Source organism: Halorubrum amylolyticum (assembly GCF_004114995.1).
Classification (GTDB): domain Archaea; phylum Halobacteriota; class Halobacteria; order Halobacteriales; family Haloferacaceae; genus Halorubrum; species Halorubrum amylolyticum.
In genome coordinates this window covers 14,343-39,560 of the sequence record NZ_SDJP01000024.1, presented here as the reverse complement: position 1 = coordinate 39,560, position 25,218 = coordinate 14,343, and the positions used below count along the sequence as shown (strand labels likewise).

At 70.2% G+C, this 25,218-nt stretch carries 20 protein-coding genes; 16 read left to right on the top strand and 4 right to left on the bottom strand.

Annotated elements, in window-relative coordinates:
- Positions 1 to 9: 9 nt before the first annotated feature.
- The 11 genes from ESO89_RS14285 (at position 10) to ESO89_RS18620 (ending at position 12,136) form a co-directional block, all read left to right on the top strand.
- Positions 10 to 480, top strand: coding sequence for a DUF7311 family protein (locus tag ESO89_RS14285; protein WP_128906144.1), 471 nt, complete (start codon positions 10 to 12; stop codon positions 478 to 480).
- 33 nt (positions 481 to 513) lie between these two features.
- Complete coding sequence (locus tag ESO89_RS14280; RefSeq protein WP_128906143.1) at positions 514 to 2,457, top strand: ATPase, T2SS/T4P/T4SS family; 1,944 nt, start codon at positions 514 to 516, stop codon at positions 2,455 to 2,457.
- Positions 2,454 to 4,241 carry a type II secretion system protein gene (locus ESO89_RS14275; protein WP_128906142.1) on the top strand — a complete coding sequence of 596 codons (1,788 nt, stop codon included), beginning with the start codon at positions 2,454 to 2,456 and terminating at the stop codon, positions 4,239 to 4,241. The genes ESO89_RS14280 and ESO89_RS14275 overlap by 4 nt, the downstream gene beginning before the upstream one ends.
- A gap of 58 nt (positions 4,242 to 4,299) precedes the next feature.
- Positions 4,300 to 4,788, top strand: coding sequence for a DUF7283 family protein (locus ESO89_RS14270; RefSeq protein ID WP_128906141.1), 489 nt, complete (start codon positions 4,300 to 4,302; stop codon positions 4,786 to 4,788).
- Positions 4,769 to 5,203, top strand: coding sequence for a DUF7285 family protein (locus tag ESO89_RS14265; RefSeq protein ID WP_128906140.1), 435 nt, complete (start codon positions 4,769 to 4,771; stop codon positions 5,201 to 5,203). The genes ESO89_RS14270 and ESO89_RS14265 overlap by 20 nt, the downstream gene beginning before the upstream one ends.
- Entirely contained in the window at positions 5,200 to 5,925 is a 726-nt protein-coding gene (locus ESO89_RS14260; protein ID WP_128906139.1) for a DUF7284 family protein, read from the top strand. Before ESO89_RS14265 ends, ESO89_RS14260 begins: the two co-directional genes overlap by 4 nt.
- Positions 5,919 to 9,170 (top strand): DUF7286 family protein, encoded by a 3,252-nt coding sequence (locus tag ESO89_RS14255; RefSeq protein WP_206731770.1) that lies wholly within the window; start codon positions 5,919 to 5,921, stop codon positions 9,168 to 9,170. The genes ESO89_RS14260 and ESO89_RS14255 overlap by 7 nt, the downstream gene beginning before the upstream one ends.
- A gap of 42 nt (positions 9,171 to 9,212) precedes the next feature.
- Positions 9,213 to 9,662 carry a DUF5791 family protein gene (locus ESO89_RS14250; protein WP_128906137.1) on the top strand — a complete coding sequence of 150 codons (450 nt, stop codon included), beginning with the start codon at positions 9,213 to 9,215 and terminating at the stop codon, positions 9,660 to 9,662.
- Entirely contained in the window at positions 9,659 to 10,603 is a 945-nt protein-coding gene (locus tag ESO89_RS14245; protein ID WP_128906136.1) for an SDR family oxidoreductase, read from the top strand. Before ESO89_RS14250 ends, ESO89_RS14245 begins: the two co-directional genes overlap by 4 nt.
- Positions 10,604 to 10,708: 105 nt before the next feature.
- The gene (locus tag ESO89_RS14240; RefSeq protein WP_128906135.1) at positions 10,709 to 11,884 is read left to right on the top strand and encodes a DHH family phosphoesterase; all 1,176 of its coding nucleotides are present in this window, start codon (positions 10,709 to 10,711) and stop codon (positions 11,882 to 11,884) included.
- Positions 11,885 to 11,989: 105 nt separating this feature from the next.
- Positions 11,990 to 12,136, top strand: a complete 147-nt coding sequence (locus tag ESO89_RS18620) for a hypothetical protein (RefSeq protein WP_164932806.1) — start codon at positions 11,990 to 11,992, stop codon at positions 12,134 to 12,136.
- 49 nt (positions 12,137 to 12,185) lie between these two features.
- Here the strand turns inward: ESO89_RS18620 and pan1 are convergent, their stop codons facing one another.
- Complete coding sequence (pan1, locus tag ESO89_RS14235; RefSeq protein ID WP_128906134.1) at positions 12,186 to 13,403, bottom strand: proteasome-activating nucleotidase Pan1; 1,218 nt, start codon at positions 13,401 to 13,403, stop codon at positions 12,186 to 12,188.
- A gap of 139 nt (positions 13,404 to 13,542) precedes the next feature.
- Between pan1 and ESO89_RS14230 the strand changes: the two genes are divergently transcribed.
- The 4 genes from ESO89_RS14230 (at position 13,543) to rad50 (ending at position 18,268) form a co-directional block, all read left to right on the top strand.
- A complete protein-coding gene (locus ESO89_RS14230; protein ID WP_128906133.1) occupies positions 13,543 to 13,806 on the top strand; it encodes a MarR family transcriptional regulator in 264 nt (87 codons plus the stop codon).
- Positions 13,807 to 13,907: 101 nt separating this feature from the next.
- Entirely contained in the window at positions 13,908 to 14,222 is a 315-nt protein-coding gene (locus tag ESO89_RS14225) for a hypothetical protein (protein ID WP_128906132.1), read from the top strand.
- Between the two features lie 66 nt (positions 14,223 to 14,288).
- Positions 14,289 to 15,578, top strand: a complete 1,290-nt coding sequence (mre11, locus tag ESO89_RS14220) for a DNA double-strand break repair protein Mre11 (protein WP_128906131.1) — start codon at positions 14,289 to 14,291, stop codon at positions 15,576 to 15,578.
- Positions 15,575 to 18,268, top strand: a complete 2,694-nt coding sequence (rad50, locus tag ESO89_RS14215; RefSeq protein ID WP_128906130.1) for a DNA double-strand break repair ATPase Rad50 — start codon at positions 15,575 to 15,577, stop codon at positions 18,266 to 18,268. The genes mre11 and rad50 overlap by 4 nt, the downstream gene beginning before the upstream one ends.
- Positions 18,269 to 18,541: 273 nt before the next feature.
- Here rad50 and ESO89_RS14210 read toward each other — a convergent pair whose 3' ends face one another.
- From ESO89_RS14210 to ESO89_RS18615, 3 genes are all read right to left on the bottom strand, one after another.
- Positions 18,542 to 18,979: a DUF7346 family protein gene (locus ESO89_RS14210; RefSeq protein WP_128906129.1), complete on the bottom strand. Its 438-nt coding sequence runs from the start codon at positions 18,977 to 18,979 to the stop codon at positions 18,542 to 18,544.
- A 27-nt stretch (positions 18,980 to 19,006) separates the two neighbouring features.
- Complete coding sequence (locus tag ESO89_RS14205) at positions 19,007 to 19,441, bottom strand: DUF7322 domain-containing protein (RefSeq protein ID WP_128906128.1); 435 nt, start codon at positions 19,439 to 19,441, stop codon at positions 19,007 to 19,009.
- A gap of 105 nt (positions 19,442 to 19,546) precedes the next feature.
- Positions 19,547 to 19,720 (bottom strand): DUF7331 family protein, encoded by a 174-nt coding sequence (locus ESO89_RS18615; protein WP_164932805.1) that lies wholly within the window; start codon positions 19,718 to 19,720, stop codon positions 19,547 to 19,549.
- A gap of 101 nt (positions 19,721 to 19,821) precedes the next feature.
- Here ESO89_RS18615 and ESO89_RS14200 point away from each other — a divergent pair, with 101 nt between their 5' ends.
- Positions 19,822 to 25,146 carry a DNA polymerase domain-containing protein gene (locus tag ESO89_RS14200; RefSeq protein WP_128906127.1) on the top strand — a complete coding sequence of 1,775 codons (5,325 nt, stop codon included), beginning with the start codon at positions 19,822 to 19,824 and terminating at the stop codon, positions 25,144 to 25,146.
- Positions 25,147 to 25,218: the final 72 nt, after the last annotated feature.

The following is a 25,218-nucleotide window of genomic DNA, read 5'->3' as shown; positions in this document are numbered from 1 at the left end:
CGGACGCGCGTGATCCGCGTCGTACTCACGGTCCTTGTCGCGGTCGCGCTCCTCGGGGCGGCGATGCCGGCGCTTGAGGACGCCCGGACCGCCACGACCGTCGACCGGCTCGACGCCGAGTCCGACCGCGTCGAGCGCGCGGTCGGCCGGCTCGTTGCCGGGTCGACGAGCGTCGGCGATCCCGCGCTCGCCGCGCGAACGACGGTGACCGTCCGCGCCCCGACGGGGCTCTCCGCGGCGCCGATCGACCGCCTTGTGCTCGTCGGATCGACGCGATCGGGAGTCGGCTCCGGCGCCGCGCTCCGGTACCGGATCGACGGCGGCCGCGAGCGGACCGTTCCCGTCGTGCCCGACGCGGTGACGGCCGCCGTCGCGGTCGTCGACGGACCGATCGCGCTCCGGACCGCGGGCGAGAGCCGCTTGGAGTTCCGGTTCGTGGACGACGGCGGCCCGACGGTCCGGATCTCTCGACTCGGGTGAGCGCTTATACGGGATGCCGCGGCCACGGCCGCCATGCGATTCGATCGCCCCTGGCTGTCGCGACTCGAGGGCGGCGACGCACCGCTGTCCTCGCTCCCGTGGCTCGGCGACGACGGGGACGGCTGCCGGTGTGACCCGTCGTTCAGAGAGCCCGTCGGAACCGGCGTCGACGACCGCGTGGTCCTCGCGGTCGACGCCGACGGCTGTCCCGGGCGCGGCGACCTCGCCGCGAGCCCCGACTGCCTCGCGACGGTCGTCGAGGCCCTGACAGAACGCGACGCCGACGTGATCCGGACGCGCCACGCGGGGCGGGAGCGGACCTACGCTGGGCGGGCCGCGGCGTGTCTGATCGCCGCCGGCCGGTTCCGCGAGCGGATCGGATTCCACGAGACGCGGCTCGCGGAGCGCGTGACCCGAGAGCCGGTCGCGGCGGCCCGAGAGGCGGGGGGCCGCGAGGGGCCGCCGAAGCGGATCGCCGCGGAGACCGGGCTGGCCGAGACCGTCGCGGGCGCAGCGGGACCGGCCGACGCGCTGCGGGCGCACGCCGGACCGACGATCGCGGCCACGCGCGTCGCATCCGCACCGCCGCCGGAAGCGACGCTCGTCGACCGGTGGGAGGTCGACACGGGCGCGACCGTGCGGCTGTACGACGGGGAGGGGGCGCTCCGCACGTACCACCTCACGCCGCCCTCGTCGCGGCTCGACGACGAGGCGGTCGCGCGGCTCGCCGTCGCCAAGGACCGGCTGCTCGACGACCCGACCGGCGGCGAGCGGGCGCCGGGACGGGCGGTGCGATCGGTCGCGACGGCCGGCGACCCCGTCTCGACGCTCGTCGACGTGCTCCGCCGACACACCCGCGGCTACGGCGCGCTCGAGCACGTGTTCGCCGACGACCGCGTGAGCGACGCGACGCTGTCCGCGCCCGTCACCGAGAACCCGCTCCGGGTCGTCGTCGACGGCGAGCGCTGCCGCACCAACGTCAGGCTGCCGCCGGAGGGCGCGGCGACGCTGGCGTCCCGACTCCGGCGGACGAGCGGACGGGGGTTCTCCCGCGCGAGTCCCACGCTCGACGCGACGATCGAGACCGAATCCGGTCGCGTTCGGGTCGCCGCGACGACGGCCCCCGCCAGCGACGGCCTCTCGTTCACCTTCCGACGCGGCGATCCGGACGCGTGGACCCTCGCACGGCTCGTCGACGCCGGAACGGTCACGCCGGCGGCCGCGGGGCTCCTCTCGGTAGCCGTCGAGCGAGGGGTGACCGGCCTGATCGCCGGGGGGCGCGGGGCGGGGAAGACGACCGCGCTCGGGTCGCTCCTCTGGGAGCTGCCGGCCGAGACGCGGTCGGTGCTGATCGAGGACACGCCGGAGCTACCGAGCGGGGCGTTGACTGCCGCGGGGCGCGACGCGCAGCGGCTCCGGGTGGGTGACGGCGCGGAGCCGTCTCCGAGCGAGGCGGTCCGGACCGCGCTTCGGCTCGGCGGCGGTGCGATCGTCGTCGGCGAGGTCCGCGGCGAGGAGGCGCGGGCGCTGTACGAGGCGATGCGCGTGGGGGCGGCGGGAGAGACGGTGCTCGGGACCATCCACGGCGAGGACCCCCCGGCGGTCAGGGAGCGCGTGGTCACCGACCTCGGCGTTCCGCTCGCCTCGTTCGCCGCGACCGACCTGATCGTTGTGCTGGACGACCACCGGGTTCGGACGGTCGCCGAGATCGTCGGCCACGACGGCGAGGCGGCGTTCGAGCCCCTGTTCGAGCGGACGGAAACCGGGCTGACCGCCTCGGGCCGTATCGACCGAGGCGAGAGCCGACTCGTCGAATCCCTCGCGAGGCCGGGGGAGCCGTACGCGGCCGTCCGCGAGGCCGTCGACCGGCGGGCGGACCGGGTCCGCGAGGCCGCGAGGACCGGCCGGGTCGCCCCGGGCCGCTACCTCGACGGCGACGAGGAGGACACCGGCGATCGCGGTGGTGAGGGGCGATGACGGGGCCGGACGGCGGCCGATCGGAAGCGGCCGGCCGGGGCGCGACTGACGACGGGGAGGGGTCGGCGGAGCTCCGTCGATCGGTCGCGTTCCTCGGCTGGGACGCGACGAGCGAGCGCGTGATCGAGGCGGGACACCGGGTCGGCGTCGGCGCCGGCCTCGTCTGCGCCGTCGTCGCCGCCGTCGTCGCGGGACCAGTCGCGGGGGTCTCCTCCGGGTTGATCGGCGGCTTGGGTGCCACGCACGCCGTCCATCGCGGGCCGGTGTGGCTCGCCTCGCTCCGACGGACCCGGGCGCTCGGTGCGGCGCCGGGGCTCGTCGGACGGCTCGTGTTGCGGATGCGGTTGGATCCGTCCACGGAGCGCGCAGTCAGGTTCGCCGCTCGGACCGGCGACGGGCCGCTGGCCGACGGGCTCGCGAGACACGAGCGCGGAAGCGCCGACGGGCCGACCAGCGGACTGCGGGCGTTCGCCCGGGAGTGGCAGCCGTGGTTCCCGGCGATCGACCGGGCGGCCGCGCTGGTCCGAACAGCCGCGTCGGCGCCGCCGGAGCGCCGGGGGCGGTGCCTTGACCGGGCGCTCGACGCGACGATCGCCGGGACGACCGACCGGCTCGCGGCGTTCGTCGGCGAGGTCCGCGGCCCCGTCTCTGCGCTGTACGCCTTCGGCGTGCTCCTCCCTCTCGCGCTGATCGCTCTCCTTCCCGCGGCCGCGGCGGCGGGCGTCCCGATCGGTCCGGCCCTCGTCTCCGCGCTGTACCTCGTCGTGCTACCGGCGGGACTGCTCGCGGCGTCGGCGTGGCTGCTCTCCCGTCGGCCGGTCGCGTTCGCGCCGCCGAGTATCGGCGGGGACCACCCGGACGTTCCGGAGCGAGGCGTCCACGCCGCGGTCGCCGGACTGGGGGCCGGGGGCGTCGCCGCCGCTCTCGCGGCGCGGCTGGTCGCCGGATGGGCCGGGGGCGTCGCCGGGGTCGGCATCGGGGTCGGCGTCGGGCTGTTCGTCGTCGTCCGACGCCGCAGAGCGGTGCTGTCGAACGTCCGGGCCGTCGAGCGCAGCCTCCCGGACGCGATGACGGTGATCGGCGGCGACGTGGCCGAGGGGGTCGCCGTCGAGACCGCGATCGCGAACGCGGGCGAGCGGTTGGACGGGGCCACCGGCGAGCTGTTCGAACGCGCCGGCCGACGGAGCGACACGCTTCGCGTCGGCGTTCGTGAGGCGTTCCTCGGCCGCGGCGGCCCGGCGGTTCCGGTGCCGTCGCCGCGGGTCCGAGGAGCGGTCGCGCTGCTCGCCGTCGCCGCGCGCGAGGGGCGTCCCGCGGGAGACGTGCTGCTCGAACTCGCCGACCAACTGGAGGAGCTTCGAGGCCTCGAATCCGACGCGCGGCGGCAGCTGGCGACCGTGATCGGGACCCTAACCAACACGGCCGCGGTGTTCGCGCCGCTCGTCGGCGGGGCGACGGTGGCGCTCGCCACCGGGATCGACGCGGTCGACGCCGGGGGGCTCGGCGCCGGCGCGACGGCCGGTGCGGACGCGCTCGGCGCCGGCACCGCCGGCACCGCCGGAACGACCCCGGGATCGGACGGGTCCGGGTCGCTCTCAGTGCCGGTCCTCGGCCGGATCGTTGGCGCGTACGTCCTGATCCTCGCGGGGCTGCTCACCGCGCTGGCGACCGGACTGGAGCGGGGGTTCGACCGGACGCTCGTCGCCTATCGGGTCGGGATCGCGCTGCCGACCGCGGCCGCGACGTACCTCGTATCTTTCGTCGGCGCGGGGCTCCTCCTGTAGCGGAACGACGGCGCGCTCCGGGCGATCCGTTAAGTGCGAAGCCGCGGCCAGCGCCCCCGTGTTCGAGACTCACCTCGACGCCACGTACGCGTGGATCGGTCTGGCGGCGGTGAGCGTTGCGACCGCCGGCGTCGCGGCGGCGCTCCCGGCCTCCCCGCCGCCGGACGCGGCCGGCGTCGCGCACACGATCGACTCGGTCGCGGACGGAAACCACCCAGCAACGGCGGAACACGGACTCGCGGCCGATCGGATTCGGCTCACGGAACGGGTGGTCGCGCTCGACGGTGGCGGCGGAACCGCGCGGGCGGCGCTGCATGCGCCTCGGATAACGCCCGTACCGAGCGGCGGACGAGGGACGTCCCGTGACGACCGGCTCCGGCGCGTGCTCGACGGCGTCCCGCCCGATTCCGCGTTCGACGATCCCGCGTCGTTCGAGTCCGCGGCAGAGCGGGCTCGGACGACCGATCGAGGCTGGCGCTCGGCACCGGACCGGCTCACGGTGCGGCGGGTACACTACGGAGGGGTCCATGTCACGCTCGTCGGGTGAGCGGTTCGGCGCTCGGGACGAGGAGCGCGCCGCGGTCGAGCCGACGGCCGCGCTCGTCGCGGTGTTGGCCGTCGGCGCGGCGCTCGGTCTGTACGTCGCCGTCCTCGACGACGCCGCGCCCGAGCGGGAGCGACCGACGGCCGAGGCGACCCTCGATCGGATCGAACCTGCGTTGACGACCGGCGGCGTGGTCGACCCGGAGCAACTGCGCGGCGTCGGCGACCTCCGGTTCGCCGCGACCGTTGCGATAGAGGTCGACGGCGAGACGTGGCGGGTTCGGTCCGGCGACGGAGCGCCGACGGCGACGGTCGCCCGCCGCTCCGACTCGATCGCGGTGGCTGAACGGCCGGTGACCGTCAGGGTCGGCCCCGGGATGAACGCGCGTGGAACCCTCCGAGCGGCGGTGCGTCGATGACCAGCACCGTGCTCGACGTGACGGTGCTTCTCCTCTGCGTCTCCGCGAGCGTCGTCGCGCTCGGGGCGGCCGGGGGCGATCCGGGTGCGGAGCGACGGTCGGCCGGCGAGGTCGCCGACCGGATCGCGACCGAGACGGTGACAGTGACGTACGGCTCGGCCGAGGCGCCGACCGACACCCGGACGGTTCACGCGACGCGCGCCGAGCTGCTGGCGCTGCTGGTCGCCCGCGGCGAGGGAGACGGCGGAAGCGACGCGGCGAACGAGTCGTTCGAGTCGGCAGCGCGGACGGCGATCGGGCGGGAAGTGGGACCCCGAACGCGGATCGACGCGAAGGCGGAGGGAGCGGACCCGGCGCCCGTCGCCGGGGAGACCACCGACGACACGGACGCGACCGAGAGCGAGCGCGGGCGCCGGTCGAAGAACGCGACCGAGGTCCCGATCCGGGGAGTAACGCTGCGGCGATTGGTGCCGCGGACCGGCGGCGGTCGTCGGGCGACCGCCGCCGGATCGGGTGTTCCGAGACGCGTCGCGCACCGTCATCGGGAGGCGTCTGACGCCGGCTCCGACCGACGTGCGGACGCCGTCGATCCGACGGACTCGGTGGCGGTCGGGAGCGACCCGCCGAGAAGCGCCGACGTCACGGCCGCGGTTGTCACGCATCCGGCCCCGGACGCCGAGGGATCAGACGGACCGGTCACGATCGTGGTCAGGCGGTGGTGAGCGTGCGGGAGCACCTCATCAGCGGGAAGGCGTCGGACCGACGGACGCGCGACCGAAGCCTCGCCGTCGACGAGCGCGCTCGGGTTCCGTTCGCGCTGATCGGCGTTCTCCTCTTGGTGACGAGTTCGACGTACGCGGCCGGGATCGCGGATCAGGGCCTTGTCGGCGAGGACCGCAGCGTGGAGCGGGCGGTCGAGCGCGTCGACGCCGACTCGACCGCCGCTCTCAGGGCTGCGGCGCGGGAGGCGGCGCACGACGCCGCGGCGGAGCCGGTGACCCGGGCGCCGGACGGGACGGACGAGCGAGGAACGACCGCGGTCAGAGAGGGATCGGCATTCGAGGACGCGTTCCGAATCCGACTCGCGCTCGCCGGCGCCGAGGCGCTGTCGGCCGTCGACGCCGACATCGGCGGCGTAACGGCGACGGCGTCGCTGCCGGCGGTGAACGATCCGGGGGGTCTGGCGGCGGCGCGCGACCGCGTTCGCGTCGAATCGGCCGCAAACGGAACGGCGACGCGGGTGACGTTCGAGGGGGTGGAAACGACCGCGACGCGGAACGGACGCACCGTCGTCGATCGGACCGAAGATAGGACCGTCGTGGTCGCCGTCCCGACGCTCGCGGCGCACGAGCGGACGACGCGGTTCGAGGATCGGCTCGACCGGGGGCCTGTCGAAGGGCCGGGGCTGGGTCGCCAGATCACCGCGAGCCTCTACCCGATGACGTGGGCGCGGGGATACGCGCAGTTCGGCGGCGCGCCGGTCGAGAACGTGCTCGCGAACCGCCATGTGGAGCTGTCGACGAACGCGGGGATCGTCCGGACCCAGCGCGACGTGTTCGGGACGAGCGATCCGGACGCCCGCGGCGGGGTGGCGCGCGCGACGGCGCGGACAGGCGTCACAGACCTGCTCGAACCGACCGGCGTCGACGAGGCGTCGTGGACCGAGGCCGTGCTCGGCGCGCCGACGCCGGGGGGCGGCGACGGGTCGACCGGATCCGGGACCGAGGACGCCGCCTTCGAGACGGGGGCGGACCGGACGGACGAACGAACGACGGTCCGGATCGGCCGGGCGGCCGACGAGGCGGCCGTCCGGGTTCACGACGACCTCGACGCGATCACCGAGGGGGCGTACCGGGTCGAGGGACGCCTCGACGCGTCGGCGACCCGGACCGTCGACGGCGGACGGTTGGACCCGCCGGACCCCGGCCCTGCGTCGAGCGGGAGCTGGGACCGCACCGACGTGTCACGCACGGAACGGATCTCGTCGGTCGCCGGTGACGGCGTTCCGGACCGGCTCCCGAGCGGAACGGTCGCTCCCGGCGAACGCGTCTCGTTCGGGTCCGCGGTCCGCGAGGCGTCGGTGAAGCGCGTCGCGGTCGCGGAGTGGGAGCGTGTGGTCGTCGAACGCGGACCGAACGGGAGCGTGATTGACGAGACCGTCTACCGGACGACGACGCGCGACGCGGCGACCGATCGCTACCGGGTTCGGGTGTCCGTCTCGGGACGGCACGCACCGACCGACCGAGCGCCCGCCCGTCCGGCCGCGACCTTCGGCGCGGGCGGGATAGCCGACGGGGCGGACCTGCGCGATACACCGCCGGCCGCGCGGTCCGACCTCGGAGTCGACACCGAGAACGGCGTCGATCGGATCGCCCGAGACGCCGTCCGCAGCGGATCGGTGACCCGATCGGCGACCGTCTTCGGCGTCCGGTCCGAGGCCGCCAGCGATCGTGTCGCGTCCGACGTGGCGGGGCTCGCGGGCGAGGTGCGCGACATCGAGACCGAGGCGTCGATGGAGGACGCGGCACTCGGAGAGGCGGAACCGTACGCCGATCTCGCCGACGCGATCCGCGACCGCCGCTCGGCGCTCGTCGGCGCGCCGGCGACCTACGACGGCGCCGTCGACCGCGCGTCGACCGCCGCCCGAGACGCGTACGTCGAGGCGGTGATCGACGAGCTCGAAGCCGCCGCGGCCGACCGCGAACGCGCGTCGGACGGGTTCCTCGACCGCGTGAACGGCGCCTTCGACGGTCCCGACGTCGGAGACGTGATCGCCAGCCGCGAGGCCGCTCGGGACTCCGGAACGTACGCCGTGGGGGAGGGCGGCCCCGGCGGGGACGTGACGTTCGCTCCGACCGGTTCTCCGGGGTACCTTCCGCGGACGACGGTGGACGGGGAAGCGGTCGACGGCGTGAACGGGACGACGACGCGACCGCTCACGGTCCGCAACGTGAACTACGTCACCGTTCCGTACGGGGAGGTGTCGAGCGGCATCGTCGACCGGATTCTGGGCACCGAGGATACGGTGCGGATCGGGACCGCCGGCCGGGCGCTCCTGCTGGCGAACGACGCGCTGGACGCCGGAAGCGATCCCGACCTGCGGGCGGACCGGGACGCGCTCTCTCGACAGATCTCCGGAGGGTTGGACGAGGTGGACGAAGAGATCGCACCGGTCCTCCGCGTTCGGACCTCGCTGTCGCGCGAGGAGCGACGCAGGGCGCTCGATGCGGCCGCCGCGAGCTACGGGTCGCCGGGCGAGCGCGCCGTCGCCGTCGGCGACGGGTCGTATCCGGAACGCGTCGCCGCCGAGGCCGCGACCGTCGGCGGACTGTCGCGGGCGGCCGAAGCGTCCCTCGCGGCGAGCCTGCGCGTCGCGACGCGGACGGCGGCCGAGACGAACACGGTCCGGGTCCCGACGCGGTTCGTCGACGACGCGACGAGCGGCGCGCGAGTGCTGCTCCGTGACCGGATGGAAACGGCGATCGAGAACGAAGCGGCGCGGGCGGGCGAGGCGGCCGCCGGAAAGGTGAGCGACGCGGCGGTCGAGCGGTTCGGCGACCGGTGGTCGATGAAGCCGGCCAGAGCGGTCGGAGCCGGGCTCCCGGTCGCGCCCGTCCCGGGATACTGGGTGACGACGGTGAACGCCTGGCGCGTGCAGGTCCGCGGGGAGTACCCGCGGTTCGCGTTACGCGCCGACGTGGGCGTGCCCGGCGAGGAGTTCGCGTACGTACGGACCGAGGGCGACGCGACCGTCGACGTCGACGGGGAGACGGTGCGGCTCGGCGAGACGGAACCGATCGCGTTCGAGACCGAGACCGTGATCGTCGTCGCGGTCCCGGCCGGCCCGCCGGGCGTCGGCGACGTGGACGGGACCCGCGACGAGACCTCCGGCGGATGGCCGTGTCCCGGGCCGTTGGGAGAGGCGCCGTCGGACGGAGATGGCGAGGGGGCGTGTGCGGTGTCGTGAGTCGACCGCAGCCGTTTTGAGACGCGACGACCGAGGGCGACCATGTTTCACGAGGTCGTCGCTGACGGCGCGGCGGGCGCCGAGAGCGACGCGGACGAGGTGACCCCGGCGACCATGCTCGCCGCGTTCGAGACGCTGGTGAGCGAGGCGGCCGCCGAGGTCGGCCGCGACCGGATCGACGAGGAGACGGGGGTCGACGGGGCCGCCGTCGACGCGGCCCTCGACGGCGACGCCGCGGGACTCCGGCTCGAAGACGGAGCCGCGATCGTCGCCGGACCGACCGACCGCGACGGCGCCGCGATCGTCGCCGAGATCCGAGACCACCTGCTGATGGGGATGGCGGCGGCGGTGCTCGACGTCGACTCGATCGCCGCCGCGATCGACGCGGACCTCACGGGACAGGAAGTCCAGCAGGCGCTGGAGGGACGCGCCGCGATGACCCTCGGCCAGCTGGCGGAGATCATGGCGGTCATCGAGCGGCGGAAGCCATGAGGGCCGTCGTCGTCGGCTGCGGCTACGTCGGCCTCGAACTGGCCAGACAGCTCGCCGCGCGCGGCCATACCGTGACGGGAGTTCGGCGGTCGGACGCCGGATTGGACGCGATCGAGTCGATCGGGGAGCAGATGGACAGCGACGTGGGCGCGGATGGCGGGGACGAGGGCGAGGTGGACGCCGTCCGCGCGGACGCGACCGATCCGGCGTCGCTCGACGCGCTCCCCGACGCGGACGCGGTCGTGTTCGCGGCCAGCTCCGGCGGCCGCGGCGCCGCGGCCGCCCGCGAGGTGTACGTCGACGGCCTCCGGAACGTGATCGAGGCGTACGGGTCGCGGGCGGCGACGCCGGACCGGCTCGTTTACACCTCGTCGACGGGCGTGTACGGCGACCACGACGGCGCGTGGGTCGATAAGGAGACGCCGATCGAGCCCACGACCGAGAAGACCCGCGTCCTCGCCGAGGCGGAGCGGACCGCGCTGGAGAGGGCGGCCGAGTTCGGGATCGACGGCACCGTCACGCGCTTCGCGGGACTGTACGGTCCCGACCGCTACCGGCTCGACCGCTACCTCGACGGGCCGGTCACCGCCGGCTACCTCAACATGATCCACCGCGACGACGCCGCCGGGGCGGTCCGGTACCTCCTCGAAGCCGACCGCGCCCGCGACGACGCCGTTCTCGTCGTCGACGACGAGCCGGCCGACAAACACGCGTTCGCCGACTGGCTGGCCGACGCGTGCGGCGTGCCGCGGCCGGCAAAGCGGTCGAAGGAAGAGCGGGTCGCGGAGGGAGACCTCTCCGCGGCGGCCGAACGGCGGATTCGGACCAGCAAGCGCTGCTCGAACGACCACCTGCGGGCGCTCGGCTACGAGTTCGCCTATCCGACCTTTCGAGAGGGGTACCGCGACGCGGTGCGGGCGTTTCGGGCGGCGAGCGAGTGAGTTCGCCGACCGCCGCGACTGCCTGAGGCTCGGTCATCGCGTCGTTGTCGGCGGGTCGAAACGGTAACGAACCTTGATGTACCGGGAGCGAGTCGGCGGGCACGTATGTGGTCTCTGAGCGCGGCCGACGACCGGCTCTCGCAGGCGGAGGCGATGGCGCGGGAGAACCCGGAGCTCGTCGTCGCCGCCGCGGTCGTCGCACTCGTCGCGCTCGTCGGCGCGTACGTGCTGTTCCGCGCTCGCAGGACGCCCGGCGTCAGGTTCCGTCGGCTGCTGGCCGAGCACGACGAGATCGTGGTGTTGATGCACCCGAACCCGGACCCGGACGCGATGTCGGCGGCGCTCGGCGTCGCCTCGCTCGCGGAGCAGCTCGACGTCGACGCGGCGGTGCAGTACCCCGGACAGATCCGCCATCAGGAGAACCGGGCGTTCCGAACGGTGCTCGATCTGGACTTAGAGCCGATCGAGCACGTGAGCGACCTGGCCGCCGAGTCCGTCGTGCTGGTCGATCACAACGAGCCGCGGGGGTTCGCCGGCGCCAACGGCGTGCTCCCGCTCGCCGTCGTCGACCACCACCCCGGCGACGGCGCCGGCGAGGCGTTCACCGACGTGCGGACCGACTACGGCGCGACGGCTTCGGTGGTCGCGGAGTACTTCCAGCAGAACGACGCCACGCCGGTGCCGCCGGACAAGCACGCCAGCGAGACGGACAGCGACCTCACCCTCCCGACCGACACGGCGACCGGACTCTTGTACGGGATTCTCACCGACACCAAACATCTCACGGTCGGCGCGAGCGAGCCCGACTTCGCGGCCGCGGCGTACGTGTACCCCGGCGTCGACCAGGACCGGCTCGACCGGATCGCCAACCCCGCGGTCGACGCCGAGGTGCTGGAGGTGAAGGCGCGGGCCATCGCTGGCCGTCGGATCGAGGGATCGTTCGCGGTCGCCGACATCGGGGGCGTGAACAACGTCGATGCGATCCCGCAGGCCGCCGACGAGCTGATCCAGCTGGAGGGGGTCAGCGCCGTCGTGGTGATCGGGGAGCGCGACGGGACGGTCCACCTCTCCGGCCGGTCGCGGGACGATCGCGTCCACATGGGCAACGCCATCGACTCGGTCCTGTCCGACCGCGACAACGGCAGCGGCGGCGGTCACTCGCGGATGGGGGGCGGGACGATCGCCCCGACGATCGACCCGACCGGCGACGAGGAGCCGGAGACCATCGACCGCGACGCGCTCGCCGACGACCTGTTCCGCGCGATGGCGGGCGACGTGTGAGCGAGAGGCGGCCCGGCGGACAGGAGAGGGGGGGACAGGGCGCGGCAGGAGCGACAGCGCGAACCGGCCACCGACAGTTAAGTCGACGGCGGCGGAGCAACGAGTATGAACACCGATCTCTCGCTGAGTGACCTCCCCACCGACGACGGCTGGCGCGCGCTCGCCGGCGTCGGCGTCGGCTACGCGATCGCGACCGGACTGATCTTCGTGTTCCTCTTCGTCGTCCCGTACGTGATCGTGCGGGCGCTGTAGCGGCAGACACCGAACGAGCGGCAAGAAAAGGGGAAGCGATCGAGGCGCGTCAGGCGAACGCCAGCGAGTCGTCGGCGCCGGTCTCGTCGTCTTTCTGGAGCTTCTCGTGGGCTCCGAGGAAGTCGTCGAGGGTGACCTCGGTGCGGTCGTCGCGGATCGCGAACATCCCGGCCTCCGTGCAGATGGCCTTGATGTCGGCGCCGGAGGCGTCGGGGGTCATCTCCGCGAGTTCGGTGAAGTCGATGTCGCTCGCGAGGTTCATCTTCCGGGTGTGGATCTGGAAGATGATCTCGCGTCCATCGGTGTTCGGCTTCGGCACCTCGATGAGGCGGTCGAAGCGGCCCGGCCGGAGGATGGCGGGGTCGAGCATGTCGAAGCGGTTCGTCGCGGCGATGATCCGGACCTCGCCGCGCTCGTCGAAGCCGTCCATCTCTGAGAGCAGCTGCATCATCGTCCGTTGGACCTCGGCGTCGCCCGAGGTCTTCGAGTCCGTCCGCTTCGAGGCGATCGCGTCGATCTCGTCGATGAAGAGGACGGCGGGCTGGTTCTCGCGGGCAACCTCGAACAGGTCGCGGACCAGCTTCGCGCCCTCGCCGATGAACTTGTGGACGAGCTCGGAGCCGGCCATCTTGATGAACGTGGCGTCCGTCTCGTTGGCGACGGCCTTCGCGAGCATCGTCTTCCCGGTGCCCGGCGGCCCGTACAGCAGGACGCCGCTCGGCGGCTGAATGCCCACGTCCTCGAACATGTCGGGATGTTCGAGGGGCATCTCGACGGTCTCGCGGACCTCCTGCATCTGGTCGTCCAGCCCGCCGATGTCGGTGTAGGTGATGTCGGGGGAGTGCTCGACCTGCATCACGCGGGCGCGCACGTCGGTCTCCTTCTCCAGCTTCTTGACGACGGACAGCGAGTTGTTCACCGCGACCCGGTCGTCGGGGTCGAGCTTGTCGCGCATCTCCGCGGTGATCTCGGTGAGCGCCTCCTGGTTGTTCCCGTGCTGTTTGATGACGGCGCCGTCGGGCGTGATCTCTTGGACCGTCGCCACGAACAGCGGGGACTGCTTCAGCTTCTTGTTCTCGTGGGTGAGCCGTTCGAGCTTCTGTTGGTACTTGTTGTTCTCGGCGTTCGCGTCGAGGAGCTTGTCGCGCATCTCCGCGTTCTGCGACTCCAGCTCGTCGAGCTCCGCTTGGAGCGACTCGATCTTCTCTTGTCTCGACGCCGACCCCTCGTCGTAGGGCAGCTCGACGTCGTCGACGGTATCGGTCATTGTGCGTAATAAAGCGTCTCGCGCGTAAGAGGTTTCGGGTGGGGGAGAGTCGTCGAGCGATCGCCGCCAATATATTCGTAATGGTAATGAAATAGGATAGTAAATATTATCTAACGGCATTACATAGGACGACTCACGCATGAGTACCACCGACGCCGTCACCGCAGAGGAGGACGTCACGGACCGCTGGAGCGCCGTCCGAGACCTGCCGCCGAGCGCGAAGCTCGTCGCGAAGGTCCTCGACTACAACGACACGCTCACGCAGAGCGAGCTCGCCGAGGAGACGCTGCTCCCCCCTCGGACCGTCAGGTACGCCCTCTCGCGGCTGGAGGAGGAGGACGTCGTCGACTCCCGATTCTCCTTCGCCGACGCCCGGAAGCGGCTGTACACCCTGTCGGTGTGAGAGTCGATCCGGGGCCGATCGCATCCCTCTCGCTCCCGTTCTAGTCCCCTTTCTCTCCCCGCAGAGCCACTCCTTATGAGCGATGGCGACCCAGCCCGCCCATGGTCTCGACCGCCGCCGTCAAGCGGGCGCTCTCCGCGCTGGCGACGCGCACCGACACCGCGACCCGACCGTCCGTCGCCGTGATCGACGAGGCCGACGCCGCGCGGTCCGACCTCCGGCGGGCCGCGGCGTTCGTCGACGCCGACGGGCTCGACCGCCTCGACGAGGCCATCGCCGCCGCCGATCGCGCGGGCGACGAGGACGCCGTCGACCGAGGACGCGAGGCGCGCGCGGCGTTCCGGCGGTTCCGGGAAGCGGCTGGCGGCGGCGATGACGACGGCCGGGGCGGTGACGACGACAAACGCGCCCGGTAACCCGCCGGACCACTTCCGCCCCGCCCCCGGAACCCCTAAACCCGATACCGGCCAAGAGCCGGGCAGATGACACGGGTGATCCACACCGGCGACACCCACGTGGGGTACGCGCAGTACCACTCACCGGTCCGACAGCAGGACTTCCTCGACGCGTTCGCAGCCGTGATCGACGACGCGATCGAGGAGGAGATCGACGCGGTGGTCCACGCCGGCGACCTCTTCCACGACCGCCGGCCCGAACTCGCCGACCTGATGGGAACGATCTCGGTCCTCCGCCGGCTCGACGACGCGGGTATCCCCTTCCTCGCCGTGGTCGGAAACCACGAGTCGACGCGCGGCGGCCAGTGGCTCGACTTGTTCGAACGGCTGGGCCTCGCGACCCGGCTCGACGACGAGCCGACCGTCGTCGGCGACACCGCCTTCTACGGGCTCGATCACGTCCCCGTCTCCCGCCGCGACGACCTCGACTACGCGTTCGCCGACCACGACGCCGACTACGCCGCCCTCGTCGCCCACGGCCTCTTCGAGCCGTTCGGCTACGCGGACTGGGACACGGAGGAAGTGCTCGCGGAGAGCGACGTGGCGTTCGACGCATTGCTGCTCGGCGACAACCACACGCCCGATTCCGCCGAGGTCGACGGCACGTGGGTCACGTACCCGGGGTCGACCGAGCGCGCGAGCGCGAGCGAGCGCGAGGGGCGCGGGTACAACCTCGTCACCTTCGACGCCGACGCCGCCGGGGGCGACGACCGCGTCGAGATCCGGCGACGCGCGCTCGACACCCGCCCGTTCGTCTTCGTGGAGGCCGACCTCCGCGAGGGCGAGGGCGCGGCGCGGGTGCGCGAGAAAGTCCGCCAGCACGACCTCGACGACGCGGTCGTCCTCGTCGACGTGACTGGCGAGGGCGACTCGGTCACGCCCGCCGCCATCGAGGAGTTCGCGACCGACGAGGGAGCGCTGATCGCCCGCGTCACCGACCGCCGCGAGGTGGAGACGGACGCCGAGGTAGACGTGAGCTTCGCCGACCCCGAGGACGCCGTCCGGGAGCGGGTCGACGAGATGGGGCTCTCCGAGGCCGCGCTCGACGTGGAGGAGGCGGTTCGCGCCGATACCGTTCCCGACACGAACGTCAGGGAGACGGTGAAACGCCGGGTCGAGGAGCGGGTCGGCGAACTCGACGGCCGGGGCGCATCCGATGGCGATGAGCCCGAACCCGACAGCGACGGAGCCGAACTCGCGGACGACGAAACTGACGGCGACGAGACCGACGGCGAGGATGAGACCGGCGACGACGACACCGCGACGGCCGACGGCGACGACACCGACGGGCAGGTCTCCATGGAGGACTACCTGTGAACTTCGACCGCATTCGACTCACGAACTTCAAGCCGTACGGCGACGCCGACCTCCGGCTGACCGAGGGCGTCACGGTTATCCACGGGCTCAACGGGAGCGGAAAGTCCTCGCTGTTGGAGGCCTGCTTCTTCGCGCTCTACGGGTCGAAGGCGCTCGACGGGACCCTCGGAGACGTGATCACGAACGGCGAGGAGGAGACCGAAGTCGACCTGTGGTTCACCCACGACAGCGTCTCCTACCACATCGAGCGGCGGCTCAAGGCGTACGACGGCCGGATCGACCACCAGTGCACGCTCGAAGCGACGGACGGGAGCGACGTGACCCGCGACGGCGCCCGGGCGGTGCGGGAGTTCGTCACCGAGCTCCTCCGGATGGACGCCGAGGCGTTCGTCAACTGCGCGTACGTCCGGCAGGGGGAGGTGAATAAGCTGATCAACGCCACCCCCCGCGAGCGGCAGGACACTATCGACGACCTGCTCCAGCTCGGGAAGCTGGAGGAGTACCGCGAGCGCGCCGGCGACGCCCGGCTCGGCGTCGAGGACGTACTGGAGAATCGCCGCGGGCGGCTCGACCAGCTCGACGACCAGATCGCCGAGAAAGAAGAGAAGGACCTCCACGATCGGCTCAACGCACTCGAAAGCGACCTCTCGGAGGTCACCGACGAGATCGATCGCTACGAGACCCAGCGCGAACAGGCGAAGGAGACCCGCGAGGCGGCCGCCGAGACGCTGTCGACCCACGCGGAGAAGCGGGAGACGCTGGAGTCTGTCGAGTCGGCGATCTCCGAGATCGAAGCGACGATCCGGGCGACCGAACGCGAGCGCGACGAGCACCGCGACGCGATCCGCGAGGCCCGCGAGCGGATCGAGGAGATCGAGACCGCGATCGACGCCGGGCTCGACGACGCCGGGCTCGACGCGGCGAGCGAGGAGGCCATCGCGGCCCGGCGCGCCGAACTCGACGACCGCGAGGAGACGGTCCGCGAAGAGCTCGACGACGAGCGAGTGAGCGCCGAGGCGCTCCGCAATCAAGCGACGAACCTCGCAGAAAAGGCCGACGACCGCGCCGAACGCGCCGCAGAGGTCGAGACCGAGGCCGATGATCTCGATGACGAGGCCGAGGCGGCCGCGGACGAGGCCGCCGAGCGCGAGTCCTCGATCGAGGAGCTTCGCGAGGAGGCGGCGTCACTTCGCGAGCAGTTCGCGGCCGCCGCCGCCGACATCGACCGCGACGGCGTGGCGGATGAGCGCGAGGCGCTTCGCGAGCAGCGCGGCGAGGTCCGAGAGCGGATCGCAGAGCTGTCGGCGGAGCTGAAGAACGCCCGCGAGCGCGTCGAGGAGGCCGAAAAGCTGCTCGCGGCGGGGAAGTGTCCCGAGTGCGGCCAGCCGGTCGAGGACTCGCCGCACGCGAGCGGGATCGACGAGGACCGCGAGCGCGTCGCCGAGCTGGAGACGGAGCTTGAGGACGCTCGCGAGCGAGAGAGCGACCTCGACGACCGGATCGCGGAGCTGAATGAGCTCGTGAACGCGGCGGATCGGCTCGACGAGATCGACGAGACGGTCGAGATGCTCGAAGAGCGGGTCGAGGAGAAGCGCGCGGCGGCGGAGCGGAAGCGGGAGGCGGTAGCGGAGAAGCGCGAGCGCGCCGCCGACCTCCGCGAGGAGGCCGAAGAGACCCGCGATGTCGCCGCCCGGAAGCGCGGGGAGGCCGAGGAGGCCGCGGCGCGCGTGGCGGAACTCGAAGACGCGCTCGCGGCGGTCGACGACGCCCGTGAGGCGGTGGCCGCGACCGAAAAGCGGCTCTCAGCGGTCGCGGACGCGGAAGACGAGATCGAGCGGCGCCGCGAGAAGCGGGAGAACCTGAGCGAGGTGAACGACGAGCGTCGCGACCGGCTCGCCGACAAGCGCCAGCGCCGCGACGAGCTCGCCGACGCCGTCGACGAGGGCGCGGTCGAGGAGGCGAGGGGGAAAAAGGAGACGGCCGAGGAGTATCTCGAGAAGGTCGACGGCGAGATCGACCGGCTCGCGGAGCGCCGAACCGAGCTGGAGAACGCGATCGGCGGGGTCAACGGCGAGATCCGGGAGTTGGAGACCCTCCGCGACGAGCGTGAGTCGCTCGCAGAGCGGGTGGACGCCCTCGAAGGGCTCCACGAGGAGACGAGCGAGCTGGAGGCGATGTACGGCGACCTCCGGGCGGAACTGCGCCAGCGCAACGTCGCCGAGCTGGAGCGCACCCTCAACGAGACGTTCGACCTCGTCTACGGCAACGACGCCTACTCGCACATCGAGCTGGACGGCGAGTACGTCCTCACCGTCTACCAGAAGGACGGCGAGCCCCTCGACCCCGAGCAGCTCTCCGGGGGCGAGCGCGCGCTGTTCAATCTCTCGCTACGCTGTGCGATCTACCGGCTGCTCTCGGAGGGGATCGAGGGCGCGGCGCCGACCCCGCCGCTCATCCTCGACGAGCCGACCGTCTTCCTCGACTCGGGGCACGTCTCTCGGCTCGTCCGCCTCGTCGAGGAGATGCGCGGCTTCGGCGTGCGCCAGATCCTCATCGTCAGCCACGACGACGAGCTGGTGGGCGCGGCTGACGAGCTGGTGACGGTGGAGAAGGACCCGCGCTCGAACCGGTCGACGGTGCGCCGGGAGGACGCCGCTACGCTCGACGTCGCCGAGCTCGCCGACGATTGAGCGCGGACTCACCACTGTTGACGACGAATCCAGTTCAGCCACGTTGGCGCGCCTGCGAGCGCCCACCGGCCGCGAGACAGCCCGCGAGGTCCCCGTGAGCGGAGCGAACGGGGGCTCGGAAATCTCTGATTTCCGGTGGAGGCGGCGGGTCGGCGCGGGCGGTGCCGCGCCGACCCGACCGCCGAGGTTGGGGAGGCGCGAGGCGAGCGCTCGGCCGAGCAGGGATAAGGAACTAACACCACCGAACAGCGACAGATCGCGCTCGGGCGCGAATTACTCGTCGCCCGCGTCGCCCCGCAACAACCCGAGCGCGTCGACCGCGACCGGCGCCGCCTCGTAGCCGCGCCGGCCCGCAACGTCGACCTCCTCGATCAGGCCAGCCGCGCGGAACTCCGCGATCGTCCCGTGGAGGTCGGACTCGCACATGTCGACCGCGTCGAGGAGGTCGATCGCGGCGATCGGTCCCTCGTCGACGACCACCGCGAGGAGGCCGAGCGACCGGTCGTCGCGGACCGCCCCGAGCGTCCGCCGGACCGGGGCCGGCACGCCCGAGGCCGCGGTCGCGAGCGGCGACTCGCCGTCGACGACCGAAAGCTGGTCGTTGTCGACGTACCGCTCCTCGCCGGTGGCCGGGTCCCGAATACGGCTCGACTCGGCGGAGCGTTTCACGAGGAGGTACGTCTCGCCGGCCGCGTCACGAACCGTCTGCATGGATCGGGAAAAGCGGTCGCGCGGGCATTACGCTTCCGGGGGCTCCGCGTCGGAACCGGAGGCGGGCTCCGAATCGCTGGCGGAGTCGGCGTCCGGATCGTCGGCAGAGTCGGCGTCGTCCGCATCCCGCGAACGCTTCCACGACCGATACGTCTGGTAGGTCCGAACGCCCGCGAGGAGCCCGGCGACGAACAGGGCCGGACCGATCCGCGACCGGCCCTCGAAGAACCACAGCATCGGGCCGAGCGCGACGAGGAGCACGGCGGCGTTGGCGTAGATGACGGCGACGACGAACGCGCGGAGCGTCCCCGAGTCGACGTCGCTCGCGTCCTCGAAGTCGCCGCCGTCGTCGAACGTCTTCACCGAGGGCGCCTTCGGAACCTCGGGCGTCATCTCCCGCTCGGCGTCGGAGCTCTCGCCGAAGGAGACCTCGCCCTCGTCGTCCTCGTCGAGGCTGAACACGGAGGGGGTACGCGGGGACGAGGCAAAGGGGTTCCGTCCCAATTCGACCCGCGAGCCGCGGCTACGGGTCGGTGACGGGCGAGATGACGAGAGGAACGACCGCCGTCAGATCGCATCGGCCAGCCGGACCGTTCGGCTCGCCTCGACCCACGCGAGGGGGTTCGCGGCGTCGAAAAGCACCACGTTCCCGTCGTCCTCGTACACCTCCACCTCGGCGTCGACCTCGTCGCGATCGACCGGGCGAGCCACCCTCGGTTCGGAACGTGGGTCCGAAGACATAGAGCGTGGTATGCCGTCACACATTATATGCCTTTCCGTGCCGGGACTCCTCGCCGCACCCGAAAGCCGAGTTTTTTAGCCGGGTGCGCCGAAGCACTGGTATGACTCAGTCGGGGCTGTCGGATTTCTCGTCGTCCGGGGAGGCGGACGACGGGGCGGGAGACAGCACGGAGGCCGAACGGGAGGAGCTGGCCGCACAGGAGGCGGCCGCCGTCGCCGGCGGCGGACGCGGACACGTCAGCGACGTGGTCGACGTCGACGAGGCGAAGTTCCCGAAGTCGACCGGGACCGTCGAGCTGATGATCACGCAGATCGACTACGCCGTCGAGGGGTACGGGAGCGACGAATACCCGGTCGTCCACGTGTTCGGCCGGCGACCGGCGGAGCACGTCGACGACGCCGAAGACGACACCGTCGAACACCTCCGCGTGCTGGGCGTCGAGCCGTACTTCTACGTCCCCACGGCCGAACTCGACCGGGACCCGGTCGAGGAGTACGACGTGGTGATCGGAACGCGCGAGGAGAACGTCGAGGGCGAGGGGTACGAGAGCATCCGCGGCGAGTCGCTCACCCGGATCGTCACCCGGACGCCCCGCGACGTGGGGAGCATCCGCGACGACTTCGCGACGACCTTCGAGGCGGACATCCTCTTCCCGAACCGCTTCCTGATCGACAACGGGCTCAACGGCGGCATCCGCGTGGAGGAGCGCCGGCTCGACGACGAGGAGGGGACGATTCAGGTCCACGAGGGGCACCTCGAACCCGCCGAGGTCGACGCCGAGATGCGGGTGAACACCTTCGACATCGAGGTCGACGACCGGCGCGGCTTCCCCGAGAACGGCGAGGAGCCGATCATCTGTCTCACCAGCCACGACTCCTACGACGACCAGTACGTCGTCTGGCTGTACGACGCGCCGGAGGCCGAGATCCCGCCGCCCGAAGACCTCCCGGGCTACGAGGGGATCGTGGACGACGAGGACGGGGAGATCGACTTCGAAGTCCGCACCTTCGACGAGGAGGCCGCGATGCTCGACGCGTTCGTCGAGTACCTCGACGAGACGGATCCGGACCTGCTGACGGGGTGGAACTTCGAGGACTTCGACGCGCCGTACGTCCTCGACCGGTTGGAGGTGCTCGACGACGGGAGCCAGTACGACCTTTCCGTCGACCGCCTCTCCCGGATCGGCGAAGTGTGGCGCTCCGGGTGGGGCGGCCCCGACATCAAGGGCCGGGTCGTCTTCGACCTCCTGTACGCCTACAAGCGCACGATGTTCACGGAGCTGGAGTCGTATCGCCTCGACGCCGTCGGCGAGCGCGAACTCGGCGTCGGCAAGGAGCGCTACACCGGCGACATCGGCGACCTCTGGGAGCAGGACCCCGAGCGCTTACTGGAGTACAGCATCCGCGACGTGGAGCTGTGCGTCGAGATCGACCGAAAGCAGGACGTGATCGCCTTCTGGGACGAAGCCAGGAAGATCGTCGGCTGTAAACTGGAAGACGCGACGACGCCGGGCGACGCGGTCGACATGTACGTACTCCACATGGCGTACGGAACCTTCGCGCTCCCGTCGAAAGGACAGCAGGAAAGCGAGGATTTCGAGGGCGGCGCGGTGTTCGACCCGATCTCCGGGGTCCGAGAGATGGTGAGCGTACTGGACTTGAAGTGCTTCAGCGGCGACACCGATGTCGCGACTCCGGGAGGGCTTCGGAACATCCGGGACCTGAGCGTGGGCGATCGGGTGTACACGCTCAATCCCCAGACGTTCGAGTGCGAGGTGAAACCGGTCGTCGACACGCAATCGTACAACAATCAGTACGGCGAGCTACACCACGTCTCAGGGAATACCCACGATTTGAAACTAACCGAGAACCACCGGTTCCTCGTCTCGAAAAACCGCGGGTGGGATGGTCTCGATCCCGACGACTTCGAACTCCGAGAGTACAGGGACATCCCGGATACCGAGCGGTTTGCGTTCCCCAATCACCAGCCGATGGCCGGCGCGAAGCGTGACCGGTTCCGGTTGTTCGAGGACCTTAACGACGGGAACGTGGTGGTCTACGCACACGACGGACTCTCCGCGTTTCGCGCTGCGATACCCGGTGGCGTCGAGTCCGAACTCGACTGGGCGAACGGTACGTCACGACTCGCAGCGACCGACAAGAGGACCGGAAAATATCTGATCCCACTAGAGGCGTTTCGAGACAATCGCGAGCAGATCGAGACACAGGCTGACGAGGTGTTTCTGAAGTACGATAGGGGACACGCGGAAACGCCGCTCTCGTTCGAGATGGACGACTGGCTCGAACTTATCGGATGGTTCGTGACCGAGGGTAGCTTCGTTCGAGGCGTTCCCGGGATCGTTCTCCACCAGCAGAACGAGGCCGGGCGATCGGCGATCGAGGAGCTTCTGGATCGAATGCGGTTGAACTACAACGTCGGCGAGGACCGCTACACCGTCTCCAATCGCAATCTTCACGACTGGTTTATCGAGCATTGTGGCGACGGCTACGACGAAAAACGACTCCCCCAGTGGGTCTTCGAACTCGACGCGAGCCACTTGGAGGTTCTCCTCGAAACGATGGTGAACGGCGACGGCAGCCGAACCGAGAGCGGTCTCCGAAAGTTCTGGACGAAAAGCGATCAGTTGAAGACGGATATCGTCCGGCTCGCGATACGATGCGGCGAGAAGCCAACTGTTTCGGAACAATCGGACGGAACCTGGTACGTATCGATCGGGAAGGAGGGATCGATGCACAAGCGGAACACAACAACAGAACAGCACGACGGTCAGGTCCACTGTATCACGGCAGCGGACAATCACGTTGTGTTAGCGGGGCGGAACGGCCATCTACAGTGGGTCGGTCAGTCCTTATACCCCATGTCGATGGTGACCATCAACGCGTCGCCCGAGACGAAGGTCGATCCCGAGAAGTACGACGGGGAGACGTATCAGACGCCGACAGGCGTTCATTTCCGCAAGACGCCCGACGGCATCATTCGGGAGATGGTGAACGAACTGCTCGACGAGCGAGAGGAAAAGAAGGCCCTCCGAAACGAACACGAACCGGGGACGGAGGCGTACGAACAGTACGACCGTCAGCAGGGAGCTGTCAAGGTTTTGATGAACAGCTTATACGGCGTTTTCGGATGGGATCGATTCCGTCTGTACGACCGCGAGATGAGCGCTGGCGTCACTTCTACCAATCGTGAGGTGATCGATTTCACCGCCGACGTAACCAGTGAACTCAACAGAGAAGTTACATATGGGGACAGCGTCACCGGCGATCGGCCAGTCGTCGTCCGAGATCCGGACGGGAGCGTTCGAATCCTTCCCATCGAAGATCTCTTCGAGCGAGCCGACCGGGACGTGACTGCGGAGGTCGTCGTCACGGCCGACGGAGGACCTGTCGCGTCGAACACCCTCGAAAAAGACAGGAGACAGCTTCCGGGGTGGGAGGCGCTGTCCCTCTCCGCCGACGGCGAACCGGAGTGGAAGCCGATCGAACGGGCGATCCGGCACGAGACGGACAAACCAGTGGTCAACCTCCAACACAAGCTCGGTGAATCGACGACGACACGGGACCACTCCTACGTCGTCGACGACGGTGGCGAGTTCGTCGAGACGGCTCCCGAAGACGTCGAAGAGCCGGTTCGAGTCCCGGGCCTCCCAGAGGTAGACACCGTCGACACGATCGACGTGTACGAGGTGTTAGACGGCTATGTTCGAGAGTACGAGGACGGCCGCAGCGTCGGCAGTGAAAACGCTGAGTCGAAAACCAAACGGGTTCACGCGGACGACGAGTGGGTCTGGTTCGGACACGAGCACCACGACGCCATCGAGAAGGGAGTGAAGGTGCGCCGACACATCGATCTCCGCTCGAAAGAGGGCCGATCTCTCGTCCGATTACTCGCGGCGTACGTAACCGAGGGAAGCGCCTCGACCATCGAGACGACTGATTCGAAATTCGGTGCGAGTATCGCTGAGTCGCGCGAGGAGTGGTTGGAAGGTCTTCACGAGGACTACAATCGACTGTTCGAGGGAGCGACCGCAGGTATCGTCGCATCCGACGCGGCACCGGAGCGCACGGTAGCGTACGAAACCGAGGACGGCGAGCAGTCCGTCACGTACGACGACACCACCCGCAAGCTCCAGATGATGAACGAGCTGTCGGCGGTCTTCTTCCGCGGGTTTGCTGGACGGACATCACGCGGGAAACGTATTCCCGGGTTCGTGTTCAATCTCCCCGACGATCTCCAACAGCTCTTCGTCGACGTACTCGTTGAGGGCGACGGCTCACGCGAATTCCCGCGGTACTCGGCCGAGTACTGCGAGCGGAACTTCGACTTCGAGACGGCTAGCCGGGAACTCGCCGCCGGCCTGTCCATGCTGCTCACCCAGCGCGAGAGAAAACACTCGCTCAAGTACCGGGATGCGAAGGACAGCTACACGATTCGAGCGTGTGACTACTACCGGGGCGGACGAGACCCGGTCGTCGAGGAGGTAGATCACGACGGCTACGTGTACGATCTCAGCGTCGCCGACAACGAGAATTTCGTCGATGGCGTCGGCGGTATCGTCCTCCACAACACTGATTCGGTCATGTTGTCTCTCGGCCAAGAGGTGGACAAACAAGAGGCGATCGATACCTCCTTCGAGATAGCGGACCACATCAACGAGCGGTACGACGACTTCGCGCGGGAGGAGCTGAACGCGGACGATCACCGCTTCCAGATCGAGTTCGAGAAGCTCTATCGGCGCTTCTTCCAGGCCGGCAAGAAGAAGCGGTACGCGGGCCACATCGTCTGGAAGGAGGGGAAAGACGTCGACGACATCGACATCACCGGCTTCGAGTACAAGCGCTCGGACATCGCACAGATCACGAAGGAGGTGCAACAGAGCGTCATCGAGACGATCGTGACCGGCGACGACATCGACGAGGACCTAGAGGAGGTGAAGTCGTACCTCGTGGACGTGATCGCCGAAGTGCTCGACGGCGATATCGACCTCGACGAGATCGGGATCCCGGGCGGAATCGGGAAGAAGCTCGATGCCTACGAGACGCCGACGGCGCAGGTGCGCGGGGCGAAGTACGCGAACCTCATGCTCGGGACCAACTTCGGCAGCGGGTCGAAGCCGAAGCGGCTGTACATCGAGAAGGTCCATCCCGACTTCTGGGAGCGGATGGAAGCGGAGAAGGGGCTCGACCCGCAGCGCGACCACCTGTACGGGGAGTTCAAGCGCGATCCGGACGTGATCTGCTTCGAGTACGCCGATCAGGTCCCCGACGAGTTCGAGGTCGACTGGGAGAAGATGCTGGACAAGACGCTTCAGGGGCCGATCGAGCGCGTCATCGAGGCGCTCGGAATGTCGTGGGAGGAGGTCAAGACGGGCCAAGAGCAGACCGGACTCGGCTCCTTCATGTGATCCGGTCTGGAGTCTAAAACGACTTCTTAAAACCGATTTTCGATCGTCGAGAAAAATTCTTGCCGATCTCGG

What these genes read in the sequence shown, in the direction of transcription:
- ESO89_RS14280 (WP_128906143.1), top strand. Translation starts at nt 514, where the DNA reads ATGCGATTCGATCGCCCCTGGCTGTCGCGACTCGAGGGCGGCGACGCA.
- ESO89_RS14265 (WP_128906140.1), top strand. Translation starts at nt 4,769, where the DNA reads ATGTCACGCTCGTCGGGTGAGCGGTTCGGCGCTCGGGACGAGGAGCGC.
- ESO89_RS14245 (WP_128906136.1), top strand. Translation starts at nt 9,659, where the DNA reads ATGAGGGCCGTCGTCGTCGGCTGCGGCTACGTCGGCCTCGAACTGGCC.
- ESO89_RS14260 (WP_128906139.1), top strand. Translation starts at nt 5,200, where the DNA reads ATGACCAGCACCGTGCTCGACGTGACGGTGCTTCTCCTCTGCGTCTCC.
- ESO89_RS14200 (WP_128906127.1), top strand. Translation starts at nt 19,822, where the DNA reads ATGACTCAGTCGGGGCTGTCGGATTTCTCGTCGTCCGGGGAGGCGGAC.
- ESO89_RS14210 (WP_128906129.1), bottom strand. Translation starts at nt 18,979, where the DNA reads ATGCAGACGGTTCGTGACGCGGCCGGCGAGACGTACCTCCTCGTGAAA.
- ESO89_RS18615 (WP_164932805.1), bottom strand. Translation starts at nt 19,720, where the DNA reads ATGTCTTCGGACCCACGTTCCGAACCGAGGGTGGCTCGCCCGGTCGAT.
- ESO89_RS18620 (WP_164932806.1), top strand. Translation starts at nt 11,990, where the DNA reads ATGAACACCGATCTCTCGCTGAGTGACCTCCCCACCGACGACGGCTGG.
- ESO89_RS14250 (WP_128906137.1), top strand. Translation starts at nt 9,213, where the DNA reads ATGTTTCACGAGGTCGTCGCTGACGGCGCGGCGGGCGCCGAGAGCGAC.
- ESO89_RS14240 (WP_128906135.1), top strand. Translation starts at nt 10,709, where the DNA reads ATGTGGTCTCTGAGCGCGGCCGACGACCGGCTCTCGCAGGCGGAGGCG.
- ESO89_RS14225 (WP_128906132.1), top strand. Translation starts at nt 13,908, where the DNA reads ATGGTCTCGACCGCCGCCGTCAAGCGGGCGCTCTCCGCGCTGGCGACG.
- pan1 (WP_128906134.1), bottom strand. Translation starts at nt 13,403, where the DNA reads ATGACCGATACCGTCGACGACGTCGAGCTGCCCTACGACGAGGGGTCG.
- ESO89_RS14275 (WP_128906142.1), top strand. Translation starts at nt 2,454, where the DNA reads ATGACGGGGCCGGACGGCGGCCGATCGGAAGCGGCCGGCCGGGGCGCG.
- mre11 (WP_128906131.1), top strand. Translation starts at nt 14,289, where the DNA reads ATGACACGGGTGATCCACACCGGCGACACCCACGTGGGGTACGCGCAG.
- ESO89_RS14230 (WP_128906133.1), top strand. Translation starts at nt 13,543, where the DNA reads ATGAGTACCACCGACGCCGTCACCGCAGAGGAGGACGTCACGGACCGC.